At 32.1% G+C, this 13,784-nt stretch carries 13 protein-coding genes; 11 read left to right on the top strand and 2 right to left on the bottom strand.

Annotated features, from left to right (window positions below; genetic code table 11):
- Position 1 precedes the first annotated feature (1 nt).
- The 4 genes from CCY98_RS08650 to feoB all read left to right on the top strand — a co-directional run bounded on the left by CCY98_RS08650 (position 2) and on the right by feoB (position 4,878).
- Complete coding sequence (locus tag CCY98_RS08650; RefSeq protein ID WP_258439533.1) at positions 2-130, top strand: hypothetical protein; 129 nt, start codon at positions 2-4, stop codon at positions 128-130.
- Between the two features lie 26 nt (positions 131-156).
- Positions 157-2,355, top strand: a complete 2,199-nt coding sequence (locus CCY98_RS06360) for an AAA family ATPase (protein ID WP_112057732.1) — start codon at positions 157-159, stop codon at positions 2,353-2,355.
- 182 nt (positions 2,356-2,537) lie between these two features.
- Positions 2,538-2,768: a FeoA family protein gene (locus tag CCY98_RS06355; protein ID WP_112057731.1), complete on the top strand. Its 231-nt coding sequence runs from the start codon at positions 2,538-2,540 to the stop codon at positions 2,766-2,768.
- Positions 2,761-4,878, top strand: coding sequence for a ferrous iron transport protein B (feoB, locus tag CCY98_RS06350; RefSeq protein ID WP_112057730.1), 2,118 nt, complete (start codon positions 2,761-2,763; stop codon positions 4,876-4,878). The genes CCY98_RS06355 and feoB overlap by 8 nt, the downstream gene beginning before the upstream one ends.
- Before the next feature lie 57 nt (positions 4,879-4,935).
- Here feoB and CCY98_RS06345 read toward each other — a convergent pair whose 3' ends face one another.
- Both CCY98_RS06345 and CCY98_RS06340 read right to left on the bottom strand, forming a co-directional pair.
- Positions 4,936-6,564, bottom strand: coding sequence for an N-6 DNA methylase (locus tag CCY98_RS06345; RefSeq protein ID WP_112057729.1), 1,629 nt, complete (start codon positions 6,562-6,564; stop codon positions 4,936-4,938).
- A complete protein-coding gene (locus tag CCY98_RS06340) occupies positions 6,564-7,808 on the bottom strand; it encodes an aromatic amino acid transport family protein (protein ID WP_112057728.1) in 1,245 nt (414 codons plus the stop codon). Before CCY98_RS06340 ends, CCY98_RS06345 begins: the two co-directional genes overlap by 1 nt.
- Before the next feature lie 107 nt (positions 7,809-7,915).
- Here CCY98_RS06340 and CCY98_RS06335 point away from each other — a divergent pair, with 107 nt between their 5' ends.
- Genes CCY98_RS06335 through acpS form a run of 7 tightly spaced genes read left to right on the top strand, consistent with a single transcriptional unit; the run spans position 7,916 to position 13,770 of the window.
- Complete coding sequence (locus CCY98_RS06335; RefSeq protein WP_112057727.1) at positions 7,916-8,341, top strand: hypothetical protein; 426 nt, start codon at positions 7,916-7,918, stop codon at positions 8,339-8,341.
- Between the two features lie 33 nt (positions 8,342-8,374).
- Complete coding sequence (locus tag CCY98_RS06330; RefSeq protein ID WP_112057726.1) at positions 8,375-9,283, top strand: methylenetetrahydrofolate reductase; 909 nt, start codon at positions 8,375-8,377, stop codon at positions 9,281-9,283.
- Entirely contained in the window at positions 9,276-10,439 is a 1,164-nt protein-coding gene (locus tag CCY98_RS06325; RefSeq protein ID WP_112057725.1) for an FtsW/RodA/SpoVE family cell cycle protein, read from the top strand. Before CCY98_RS06330 ends, CCY98_RS06325 begins: the two co-directional genes overlap by 8 nt.
- A gap of 53 nt (positions 10,440-10,492) precedes the next feature.
- Positions 10,493-11,749 carry a diaminopimelate decarboxylase gene (lysA, locus tag CCY98_RS06320; RefSeq protein WP_258439527.1) on the top strand — a complete coding sequence of 419 codons (1,257 nt, stop codon included), beginning with the start codon at positions 10,493-10,495 and terminating at the stop codon, positions 11,747-11,749.
- 9 nt (positions 11,750-11,758) lie between these two features.
- On the top strand, positions 11,759-12,823 hold the full coding sequence (gene pheA, locus CCY98_RS06315) for a prephenate dehydratase (RefSeq protein ID WP_112057724.1): 1,065 nt from the start codon (positions 11,759-11,761) through the stop codon (positions 12,821-12,823).
- Between the two features lie 41 nt (positions 12,824-12,864).
- Positions 12,865-13,398 (top strand): flagellar basal body-associated protein FliL, encoded by a 534-nt coding sequence (gene fliL / locus CCY98_RS06310; RefSeq protein ID WP_112057723.1) that lies wholly within the window; start codon positions 12,865-12,867, stop codon positions 13,396-13,398.
- Positions 13,399-13,401: 3 nt separating this feature from the next.
- Positions 13,402-13,770: a holo-ACP synthase gene (gene acpS / locus CCY98_RS06305; protein ID WP_112057722.1), complete on the top strand. Its 369-nt coding sequence runs from the start codon at positions 13,402-13,404 to the stop codon at positions 13,768-13,770.
- The last annotated feature ends 14 nt before the right edge of the window (positions 13,771-13,784 follow it).

Genomic DNA, 13,784 nt, shown 5'->3' with positions numbered 1-13,784 from the left:
AGTGTTGGATAAATACCTAAAAAGCCACAAAGACGAAGAAATCAACTTTGAGTATTTTCAAAAAATTATCCAAACTTTGCATAAAAGCTTGGAGATTGAAAGAGAGATTGCAAAAATAAAGTTTGTGTAAGCGGAAATAATGATAAGGGGGAGAAAATGATTACTAAAATTTCTATGAAAAATGTAGCGAGTTATAAAGATGAAACAATCCTAGAAACAAATAAACGCATTAATTTGATTTATGGTTTAAATGGAGCAGGAAAAACACAAATATCTAAATTTTTAGCAAATCAAGAAGATGAAAATTTTAAAGATTGCAATATAAAAGGTTTAAGTAATGAAGAAATTTTGGTTTATAATCAAGATTTTATTGAAAAAAACTTTTATGATACAGACAAACAACAGGGAATTTTTACACTCTCTGAAGAAAATATAAGTGTAAAACAAGAAATTGAAAATTTACAAAAAGAATTAATGGAGTTAAAATCTCGTCAAGATAAAATTAAAGGAGAATTAGAAGAAAAGCAAGAAGGAATTACAAAAATAGAAAGTGATTTTAGGGATAGTGTTTGGAAAATCAAGCAAAATCATAGCGATAATTTTAAAGATTTTTTTGAAGGAAAAATGGGAAACAAAGAAAGTTTTCTTAAGTTTATAGAACCAAAAATAGAAGAAGTTTTATCCCCTAATCTATTGCAACAAAATAGCAATTTAGAAGAATTAAAGAAACAATATAACATTCTTACCGATACATCACAAGCTAGATTAGAAAATATTCATGAAATCTCAAATGTAGAATTTACAAATATAGAAGATAACTCAATATTTAATGAAACAATAGTAGGCAATGAAAATATTATTATTGCAGATTTAATAAAAAAGCTAGGAAATGGAGATTGGGTAAAAGAAGGTTTTGATAAGTATATTTTACAAGATTCTCAAACTTGTCCATTTTGTCAAAATAACACAATCACTCAAGAATTTAAAAACTATTTAGAGAATTATTTTGATAAAACATACGAAGAAAAAATCCAAGAAATTAAAAAATTAAACAACGATTATGAAAAATTATTTTCAAATATACCAAGTATAGAGATTTTTTACAGAGGAGATATTTTAGATAATAAAGATTTTGAATTTGAAAAATTATATTCTCAAGTAAAATCAAAACTTGAAGAAAATATTAGAAAAATTCAAGAAAAAATTAAAGAGCCTGGCAAAAAAATAGAATTAGAAAAAACCGAAGAAGTATTTCAAAATTTAAATAATTACATTAAACAAATACAACAAAAAATTATAGACTTTAATACTAAGTTAAATAACAAAAAAATTGAGTTAGAAAAATTAGAAAAATCTTTTTGGGAATTTGTGATTTTTGAGAAAAAAGAGATTATAGAAAAATATAAAAAAGACAAGAAAGATAAAGAAATAAATAAACAAGCTGTAGAAAGAGAAAATGAAACTATCAAAAACAATATACAAAATATAGAAAATGCCTTAAAAGATGAACAAGAAAAAACAATTAACATTCAAAAAGCAGTTGATAAGATAAATAACTATTTAAAAGATTTAGGAATTTTAAGTTTTTGCATTAAAATCCAAGATGATGAAAAGCAAGAATATATTATCACAAGAGAAGGAGAGAATAAGCCTAGTTTTAAAACCTTAAGTGAAGGTGAGAAAACTTTAATTTCATTTTTGTATTTTTTGCAACTCTGTCAAGGCAAAAAAGAAAAAAATGAAGCAATTCTAGATAAAATTATCGTGATTGATGATCCTATTTCTAGTCTTTCATTTAATTATGTTTATGATGTAGCTCAACTTATAAAAAATACTTTCTTTAATAATAATTCATATAAACAAATTTTTATTTTTACACATAATTTATATTTTTATCATGAATTTTTTACAATTATCAGTAAAGAAGATTGCAGGAAGAATATTGCTTCATTTAGAATATTTAAAAATCAAAATAATTATTCTTGTATTAACACCTTAAAAAGAGATGAAATTTTAAATGATTATCAAGCTTATTGGCAAATATTAAAAGAATACAAGAACAAAACAGCACATAAGGCAATAATACCTAATGCAATGAGAAATATTTTAGAAAATTTTGTGGGTTTTGTATATGCAAAAAAATTGCAAAATGTTATTGATCAATATTTTACAGATGGCATACAATATAAAGCTTTTTATAGATATATGAGCAGGGAATCACACACTGATCAAACAAATATATCAGATACAAAAGAAATTGATATTGATATGTTTTTTGAAGCGTTTAAAAAAGTATTTGAATATTTAGGACATCTTGAACATCATGAAAAAATGATAGGAACTAGCAATGCCTAACCACAAAAGACAGATTCCAAAAGTTTCACACTTACAAATCCACCCTTTACCCTATTCTACCCTAACTTTTTTGCTTTTATAAAATCTTTACTCACTCTATTATAAATGATAATCAATATTAATATTACTCTAAGAGTATTAAGACTACAATACAAATTAAACTAATTCTTAAGGGACATCTTATGACAATTGAAGATTTAAAAGATGGTGAAAGTGCAATCATCACAGAATTAGATGTTGATGCACAGCTTAAAGATAGATTTTTCAGTCTTGGTATTTGTAAATCCAAAAAAATCAAAAAACTAGAAACTTCATTAGGTGGCTCTACAATCCTAGTAGAGCTTGATAGAAGCTGCATTATCTTGCGCGCAGAAGAAGCAAAAGCAATCAAAGTAGGAAATATCAATGGATAAAAAAAGTATCAAAATCGCTCTTGTAGGGCAGCCCAATGTCGGCAAAAGCTTATTAATCAATGCCCTGTGCCACTCAAATATGAAAGTTGGAAATTTCACAGGCGTAACCATAGAAAAAGCTCACGCCAAAACCACTTACAAAGACTATGAATTAGAAATCATCGATTTACCTGGGACTTATTCGCTTTATGGTTATTCCGAAGAAGAAAAAATCACTAAAGACTTTATTGACAATGGAGAATATGATTTGATTGTCAATGTAGTTGATTCAACCAATCTTGAACGCAATCTACTACTCACCACACAGCTACTAGAACTCCAAAAGAAAATGATTCTAGCACTTAATATGAGCGATGAAGCGGAAAAAGAAGGGGTGCAAATCAATCATAAAGAACTTGGCAATCTCTTAGGAATCCCTTGCCTAAAAATCTCTGCTAAGACCAAAGAAAATCTTAGATTACTTCTCTTTTTGGCACTTCAAACACACACGCAAAACACTTCATCAAACAAACGCGTATATAGCAATGAAATTGAAACTGAGATTCTTAGGCTTGAAGAATTTTTAAATAGCAAAAATGATAGAAATATTCAATCACTAAATCTCACTAATCGACAAATTGCCATTTTGCTTCTCAAGCAAGATGAAAAACTCTTTAAATTCTTGCACGAAAAACCCATTTGGATGGAAATCTCTCCACTTCTACAAGAATCTCTTAATAATCTCTATATTATCTACAATACCAAATCAAGTAGCGATATTTTTATTGATGATTTAAATGCTTTTGTAAATGGCTTAGTAACCGAAACGCTTAAATACGAAAACAAAATTCTGCCAAACTACACCAAAAAAATTGACAAAATTCTTATCAATAAATACGCTGGAATCCCTATATTTTTGGCTCTTATGTGGCTACTTTTTCAGCTCACCTTTACGCTAGGTGCAATTCCTATGGATTATATCGAATCCTTCTTTATTGGAATTGGCGATAGCATTAAAGAAAATATTGCTAATGAACACATTGCTTCTTTATTGGCTGATGGAGTTATAGGCGGAGTGGGTGCAGTTATCTTATTTTTGCCTAACATTATCATTTTATTTTTTGGAATCGCCCTTTTAGAGACAACAGGCTATATGTCTCGTGTCGCTTTTTTACTTGATGGATTCTTCCACAAATTTGGCTTACACGGAAAAAGCTTTATACCGCTTGTTACAGGCTTTGGTTGTTCGGTGCCTGCTTTTATGGCTACAAGAACACTCAAAAGCCGCAAAGATAGATTACTCACTCTTTTTATTGTCAATTTTATGAGTTGTGGTGCTAGATTACCTGTTTATGTGCTTTTTGTAGGGGCATTTTTCCCCGCAGAACAAGCAGGAAATTGGCTCTTTGGAATCTACATTTTAGGGGCTTTATTTGGATTAATTATGGCAAAAATCTTACGCCTTAGCGTCTTTAAAGGACCCGATGAACCCTTTGTAATGGAAATGCCAAAATATCGAATCCCAAACTGGAATCTTGTATGGTTTTCTGTCTATAACAAAGCAAAAATGTATCTCAAAAAAGCAGGAACTTTCATTTTAGCAGCCACGATTCTTATTTGGTTTGCTAGCACTTTCCCACTCCAAGAAGACACCCAAGCTATCTATGCTCAAAAAATAGAACAAGCTAATACTCAAGAAGAAAAAGAGGCTTTAGAATTTACCTTGCAAGAACAGCTTATTGAAAATAGTTATTTAGGCAAAACCGGACAACTCATTGAACCAATCTTTGCGCCTCTAGGATTTGATTGGAAAATGAGTGTTGCTTTGCTTAGCGGACTTGCGGCTAAAGAAGTTATCATTTCCACTATGGGAGTTTTATATTCCTTAGGTGCAGAAGTTGATGAAAGTAGCGTTACTTTAATGGAAACTATCAAAGCAGTCATTCCTTTAAAAGTTGCTATTGCTTATATTTTATTTATTATGATTTATAATCCTTGCCTTGCTGCAAGTGTGGTTTTTGGAAAGGAAGCAGGCGGATTTAAATATATTGTTTATCTCTTTTTATTAACAACTATTACTGCCTATATTGTCTCTTATATTGGTGCATTAATTGCTAGTTTTTTAATATAATTCACAAGATTCCATAATCTTGTGATTCTTTTTTTTTAAGTTAATTCCATTTGTTTTTTAAAAATCAAGCAATGTCTTTATTGCTCTTTGGTGCTCTTTAATTTGCTCACCCTCTTTTAGCAATAAATCAAAGCACTTTTGATATTCCAAAAAACCACTTGGCAATAAAAGATTCATTATTTGCTCTTCTCCAATGCGATCTTGATTTTTTTGATAAATCTCACTTAGCGCCAAAAATCCTTTTGGAGATAAAAAATATACATACAAAGCCTCTGCAATCTCTCTGCTTTTGGGACGCAAAACCAAGATTCCTGCATTAGGCAAAATCCTTTTCTCTCCTATTCTTTCTCCAATAATTGCTACTTTGGGTGAAACTCCTCGTATAGAGAGCAAAATATCATAAGCTTGAATTCTAAGTTTTTCGATTCGCTTCTGATCGCTTTTGGGAGAAAATTCCAAAAATCTCTCACTAAAGCCATATTCTTCAAAATCCTTAATTCCCGCATTATAGCAATCCACCAAAACCCCATCTTTTTTTGCTTCAACCCTCTGCCCTCTATAAATACACTCCAAAAATTCACTAAGCAACGCAGAATCGCAAACATCTTTTTTTTGCGTGTAATAGGAGGCTTTAAAGTTCCCATCATCAAGAGATTCATAATCAACCAACCTAGAAATATCAGAATCTTGCTTGCTAAGATATTTATCATAAATCCTATCAATATTAGTTAGCCTATTATACTTGCCCTCTTTGAGATAGAACTTTTGAGCATCAACAAAAAAGACTTTCTTGTTCTCTTGTTTTGATAAAATAAGCAATGAAAATTCTTCAATTTGGTGTGGAAAAATATTTTTAGGAAACTCCACCACCCCCTCAAGTAGCCTTTTTTCTCTTAAAAACTTTCTTAAACGCTTACCATAAGCCTTATACAACAATAAAGAGCGAACAATAAAAACTCCTTTTTGCTTAAAATGCCTTAGCGTATAAGCCAAAAAAGGAATCTCAGGGATACTCTTAATAAAAGGCTCCAAATCATCATCTTTAAAACTCCATAGATTTAAAGGCATCTCCAAGGGAAAATAACAAAAAGCTTTGTTTGCTACCAAATCCCCAAAGGCAGATTCTTTAAAAATATCTGCCACTTCCAAATAACTCCGCTTAAACCCTATAAAAAGCGATAAAATCTTAGCTAGATAAAGAATCTTTGGCTGAATATCCTCTCCATAATAATCAAAATTCCTCTCACTCACGCCAAATAGCAAACTCCCTAAACCACAACAGGGATTATAAAGGCTCTCATTACTCTTAATATCCAAAAACTTACAAACCAAGAGATTCACTTCAATAGGAGTAGCGTATTCATAAAGCCCCAAAATTGTCTTATGCATCACAATAGCTTGAATAAAATTCTCCAAATCTTTTGGAGTAATTTCATAATCTAATAATACTTTTAAAATTTTTTTGCGATTAATCTTTGGATTTGCACTAAAGGCTTCTAGCCCATAACCCCTTAAATTTTCAGAAAGATTCTCGTCAATTTGCTCTTTATCCCCCTCTATCAATCCCTTTAGGAATTTTTTATCTTTGGAGATCAACAAAAATTCCAAGATGATTCTTAAAACCTCAAGATTATCTTTATGGAATTTTTGAAGGTATTGAAAAATTTGCAATAATTCTTTTAGCATTATTTATACATTGGCAAAACATTAAACACAAATAAAATATGGCAGATTCCTACCACACAGCCAAAAATCAAAAGTGCATAAATAGTCAAATTACCACCTTTAACTTGATAATTAACTTCTTGATTTTCTATCCTTTTTCTCGAAGCTCTAAGGAGTAAAGCAGGAATCACCACCGACCAAATTGTCGCAGCAAGTCCTGCCCAACCAATTGCAAGCAAAAATCCATCAGGATAAATCATTCCTGCAATAATAGGTGGTGCAAAAGTAACAAGCATTGTTTTTGTTCGTCCTATTCTGCTATCATTAAATCCACACAAATCTGCCATATAATCAAACAATCCAAGTCCTGCCCCTAAAAATGAAGTGGCTACTGCTAAAAATGCAAAAGCATCAAGCATTCTTAATAAAAAACTACCATTAAGATTACTACTTGCTGCTTCAATAAGATGACTAACATTCCCACCTGCTGCAATAACTTCTTTAAAATCACTTCGCATAATATTTCCATCACACGCAACAATCCATATCACATAGGCTAAAAGCGCAATCAATGTCCCATAAATAAGGCATTTGTTAATAGAAACAGGGTCTTTACCAAAATATTTTACCAAACTTGGCACCGAAGCATGGAAGCAAAAAGAAGTTAAATAAGTTGAAACTGCCACAAATACAAAAATCCCATAACTACTTCCATCATTTTGCAAATCCAAAAGCAAAGAAGTTTTAACCTCCCCAAGCATTCCACTCATCGCAAAAATAAAAGTAATAACCATACCCCCAATCATCACTACTGAAAATCGATCAACTGCATAAGTGCTCCACCACACACAGCCACTCAATAAAATTGCAAATAGCAATCCTGATAAAAACTTGGGAGGCTCATATCCAAACAATGCCACAGAAGTATGCACTACCATAGAACCTCCACCACTAACATAAGCATAGAGTAAAATATATAAAACAAAGGCTACACTCAAACCATTTACAAGATTCCAAAATTTCCCTAAATTATCATGCACAAGTGTATGAAAACTTGCACCAGGATTATAATTGAGATTAACTTCCAAAATGGCTTGAGAAGAAAGCAACATCATAAGCCAAGTAATCACCATAAGCCCCAAAGACCACCAAATCCACATTCCAGCAGAGATTGTTGGCAAAGCTAACATTCCAGCTCCAATTGCCGTCCCTGCAATAATCATTGTTCCACCTAACACGCTAGGTTTTTTTCCAATTCCAAACATTCACCAACCTATAAAATTAAATTTACCACAGGATTATAGCAAATTCAATTTCAAAACAATGCAAATATGTTATAATTCAGATTAATTTTATAAAAGAGGGTTGCTATATGCAAAAGATTTTTTTATTTTTTATTTCCCATTTAATGCTTACTGCCTCTCTTGTTTATGCACTTCCACCAAAAGAAACACTAAAAACACCAAAAGGTATCACCAAAACACTTTATCACAATTCAAGCTTTAGTCAAAAAAGAGAAATTCGTAATATTCAATACCAATTTCATCAAGATCTTCGCAAACAAACCGAAAAATATCGCAATACTAATGATAAATTACACTTAGAAAAAGATTTGCTTTTGCTTGATTTAGAAGAAGCAAGGATTCAAAAAGATCAAGCCAAAATCCAAAATCTTTATCACTCTATTGCCAAAAAAGAAGCGCAGATTCAGCAAAACAAACACGAAGAGCATAATGTGCGATATAATCTTGAGACCAAGATGAACACAACAATTAACAAAATTCTTGGGATTCAATAAAAGCCTTAATTTCAAGGCTTTTGCTATTAGTGAATGAATATGATTGAAACTTTTATTAAAACCCTAAGAAGCGATGAGAAATGCTTCACATATGAATTTTCATCACCAGCTAGTTTTACCCTAGAAGCGCTTTTTGAGACAATAAAAAAAGAGAATCTCCCCAGCAAAATTAATGCCTTTGTTTGCACTGATTCTCCCCTTGCAAAACTCAAACACAATGCGATTTTAGCAAGTCTAAAACTCCAAAATACCTTTAAGATTCCAAGCATCACAACAATGTCAATGAGAGATAGAAACACTCTAGCACTCCAAAGCGAGTTAATCGGTATGAACAGCCTTGATTTACGATTAATCCTAGCACTCACCGGTGATCCTATGAGACATGGCAATCAGCCACAAGCTAAAAGCATCTTTGAGGGTAATAGCAATGTTTTACTTAAAACCATCTGTCAATTAAATACCGCAAAAGACATTAATAACAACCAAATACAAGGCGATTTTAAACCTTTTTACCCCTTTAGTGTGCTAAATTCTTATGCTAATAAAAAACAAAATCTCTATAAAAAAATGCAAGAAAAGATTCAAAATGGTGCTTTAGCAATTTTTACACAACCCATTTATGATCTTGAAATCGCAGAAGAGCTACTCCAATGGATAAACCAAATCAATCAAGAATACAACACACATTGTATATTAATGTTTGGATTCTTTCCTATTACTTCTTATAAAACCGCTCTTTTTTTACACAATAAACTACCGGGTGTTTTTGTTCCACAAGATTATTTAAAATCCATGGAAAAAGCTTTTCAAAAAGGAATAGAATTTGAAGTGGGACTACAAAAAAGCCAAGAACTTTTTAATCATCTTTGCAAAATCCACCACAAAATTCATCTTATGAGTGCCAATAAAGCAGATATTATCGGAAAAATTCTCAATGGTTGATAAGCCACTCTTTTTTTTAAGCATAAGCCTCATTACTATTAGCATAATCTTTTCTTACTCACTTTCCTCTTTTGCTGTTTTATATTATGATTACAGCGAATTCCATTTTATGATAAGACAGCTTATTGCAGGAATCTTAGGGATTTTTTTAATATGGGGTATTTCTCGTTGCAATCCTGATAACTTTGTTTTAAAGTTTGGCTTTATTTTATTTTTTGGTGGAATCTTTTTAATGTTTATTATGCATTTTCTCCCCGAAAGTCTTGCTACAAGTGCTGGTGGAGCAAAACGCTGGATTAGATTCCCTCTTTTTTCTCTAGCGCCTGTAGAATTTTTTAAAATCGGCTTTATTGTCTTTTTGGCTTGGAGTTTTTCGCGTAAATTCTCTCTTATAGAGACCAAAACACTCAAAGAAGAATTTATTACCTTTTTACCCTATGTTTTTGTATTTTTAATTGCTGTTTATCTCATTGCTATTTTGCAAAATGACCTAGGACAAATTGTTCTTCTTGGTGTTACTTTAGCTTTGATGATGATTTTTGCAGGTTCTTCTTTTAAGCTTTTTGCAAATCTTTTAGCCCTTGCGTCTGTTTTATTTATTTTGGTGATTGTTACAAGTGCGCACCGCATTATGCGTATTAAAGCGTGGTGGGCAGGAACGCAAGATCTAATATTATCTTTCTTCCCACAATCCATTGCTAATTCTCTGCGCGTTGAAAATCTCCCTGAACCCTATCAAATACAACATTCTCTTAATGCAATTGCTAATGGTGGAATCATAGGAGAAGGATTAGGAAATGGGCTTATTAAACTTGGTTTTTTAAGCGAAGTGCATACCGATGTCATTTTAGCAGGTATCACAGAAGAAATTGGCTTTATTGGTTTATTTGTTATTAGTCTTATTTTTCTAGTAATGATTTATCGTATCTTAAGAATCGCAAACCGCTGTAAAAATACAATGTATTATTTATTTTGTTCTGGAGTTGGAATCATCTTAGGATTGTCTTTTCTTATTAATGCTTTTGGGATTTCAGGATTAATTCCCATTAAAGGAATCGCCGTCCCATTTTTAAGCTATGGAGGTAGCTCTATGCTCTCAACGAGCATTATGATTGGATTAGTTTTATCCATTGGCAAAAAAGCCAAAATATCCTAATTTTAAGATTTTTTGATTACAATTCTCAAAAATTTTATTTTAAAGTGAGTTTTATGAAAAATATTCCACTACCAAACACTCCCAACCTTGATGGCAATCTAAATAAAGAGCTTTTGTTGCAAGTAGCCAAAGAGCACCAAACCCCTCTTTTTGTTTATGACTTTGATAAAATTGAAGAGTATTTTAATCAATTTAAACTTGCCTTTAGTGGCAGAAAATCATTAATCTGCTATGCTCTAAAAGCAAATTCTAACCTAAGCGTTATTAAAAAACTAGCCTCTTTAGAAAGCGGTGCAGATTGTGTTTCGCTAGGAGAAATTAAACGCGCCATTCTAGCTGGTATCCCAACTTATAAAATCATCTATAGCGGAGTTGGCAAACAAGACTATGAAATCCAAGAAGCTATTAAGCTTGGGATACTTTTTATTAATATTGAAAGTAAAGAAGAGTTGCTTAAAGTTGAATCAATTGCAAAAACTCTTCACACAAAGGCTAGAATCTCTATTCGCGTTAATCCTGATATTGATCCACAAACCCACCCTTATATCTCAACAGGACTTAAAGAAAACAAATTTGGAATTGGGATTGAAGAGGCTAAAAGTCTTTATCTCCATGCTCACAAATCAGAATCTCTAGATCCCATAGGTATCCACTTTCACATAGGAAGTCAAATCACCAAACTCCAGCCTATCTCTGAATCCGCACAAAAAATCGCTCAACTACTTCATAGTCTTTTAGCGCTTAAAATTGACATTAAATTCTTTGATATTGGTGGGGGTTTAGGAATTACTTACAAAGATGAAACAACCATTAATCCTTACGATTATGCTCAAAGCATTTTAGAGTGCTTAAGGGGGCTTGATGTAACTATTATTTGCGAACCTGGTAGATTTATTATGGGGAATTCAGGAGTTTTCTTAACTCAAGTGCTTTATGAAAAAACTTCTCAAGAAAAGCGTTTTATTATTGTAAATGGCGCAATGAATGACTTAATCCGCCCTAGCCTTTATAATGCTTATCATAAAATCACTCCCTTAACTTCACAAGAAGGAGAAGCCACTCCTGCAGATATTGTAGGACCAATTTGTGAGAGTGGGGATTATCTAGGTAAAAATATTGCTTTACCTCCTTTAAAAGCCGGAGATATACTTGCTATTCTTAGTGCTGGAGCTTATGGCTTTAGTATGTCAAGTAACTACAACACACGCCCTAGATGCTCTGAAGTAGCTATTTCACAAGGAAAATCAAGATTAATCCGTAAAAGAGAAACTTTTGAAGATTTAATTGCACTAGAAAAAGATTACTTATAAGGATTCTAAATGAATTTACAGCTTTTTAGAAATGAAATTGATAAGATTGATGATAGTATTCTAGAACTTTTAGAGAAACGAATGGAGATTGTTAAACAAATTGGTAAAGCCAAAATCCAAACCAATTCTCCAGTTTATCGCCCAGAAAGAGAAAAGGAAATCATTGATAGACTAGATCATAAAAAACCAACCTTTTTAACTAGAAGTGCCATTGAATCAATTTATCTAGAAATCTTTGCAGTAAGTCGAAACCTTGAATTACCAGAACGCGTAGCCTATCTTGGACCTATTGGAAGCTACACACACCAAGCCGCTGAAAGTCGCTTTGGCGCCATATGTGAATATTTTTCTCACAACACTATTACTTCTGCTATTAAAAGCGTCAAAGAAGGAAGAGCAAGTTATGCAGTAGTGCCTATTGAAAACAATCAAAATGGCGCTGTTGGAGAGACTCTTGATATGCTAGAGGAAACTGATCTTAAAATTGTTGCTGAAATTTATATGCCTATCCATCATTGCTTTGCAAGCATTTCACAAAAACTCCAAGACATACAAATCATCTATTCAAAGGACATTGCATTTGGACAATGCCACCATTTCTTAAGCGAACACAGCCTTGATCACATTCAAAGAATCCCTGTTGATTCTACTGCAAAAGCCACGCAACTTGCCGCCAAAAATCCACAATGCGCTGCAATTTGTTCTCATATTGCTGCTAAACTTTATAATGTGCCTATTTTGTTTGAAAATATTGAAGATAGCGCAGGCAATAAAACACGCTTTATTATTATTAGCAACTTCAAAAACCAACGCTGTGGCAAAGATAAAACTTCAATTTTTGCCAATCTCACTAATACTAACAAACCAGGTGCTTTGTATAATTTGCTTTATGATATTAGAGATTTAAATATCAATATGACTTCTATACAATCGCGCCCTGCACACACTGGAGATGATTTCCAGTATTGTTTTTTTATTGATATTGATGGACATATTGATGATGCTAATATTAATGAATTATTTCAACGCTACCCAAAAGAACTCAAATGGCTTGGTAGTTACTTGAAAAATTAATATGATAAATAATATAATATTTCTAAAAATAAGGAGTTAAAATGGCAGAAGAAGAACAAAAAGAATCCAAACTAGCAAGTCTTAAACAAAACAAAATGATTTTATTTGTTATTATTGGTGTAGTTGCATTGCTTTTGATTATTCTTATTGTGGTAGGAATCTTAATCTTTAGTGGTGGAGATGATACACAAACTCAAGATGCAAATCAGCCCACTCAAAGCTCTGCTTCTAAAAGTAGTGTGGCAAATCCAAATAGCTCACTTCTTAATGTAGGTCCTATGTATCCTCTTGATCAATTTATTGTCAATCTGGTTTCTACAGGTGGTGGAAAACGCTATTTAAAAACTTCAATCGCTTTAGAAATGAGTATTGCTAAAATGCAATCCGAACTTGACACAAAAGTCAATATTCTACGCGATACTATTATTAGTATTTTAGCTTCTAAAACTTTTGAAGAAATACAAACAACAAGAGGCAAACAAAAACTAAAAGAAGAAATTATTGCTCGTCTTAATGAATTTTTAGTAGATGGCAGAATCTCAAATATTTTCTTCACTGAATTTGTGGTGCAATAGTCCTTGTTTGAAGTTGGAGTAGATTTAGTTTCTATTGCAAGAATAGAAGCTTTTTTGCAAAAATTTAATCATAAAGGACTTGCTCGATTCCTTAATTCTGAAGAAATAAAACTAGCTAAAACCCCCCAGACCATTGCTGGTTTTTGGGCGGCAAAAGAAGCTTGCTCTAAAGCTTTAAAATGCGGAATATCTAAAGAATTAAACTTCCATGATATGATTATCTCAAAAGACAAAAAAGGTGCCCCCCTACTTACTTTAACAAAAGACAAAATGAAATATTTTAATCTCCACTCACTAAGTCTCTCTATTTCTCATGATAGTGGATTTGCCATTGCAGTTGTAGCAGCAATTTTCAAAATTAAAGAAACTTAATGGCATTATAATCC

Source organism: Helicobacter sp. 11-8110, assembly GCF_003288905.1.
In the GTDB taxonomy this organism is placed as follows: Bacteria; Campylobacterota; Campylobacteria; order Campylobacterales; family Helicobacteraceae; genus Helicobacter_D; species Helicobacter_D colisuis.
Note: the sequence above shows the minus strand (reverse complement) of the source record. Positions and strands in the feature narration are given on the sequence as shown.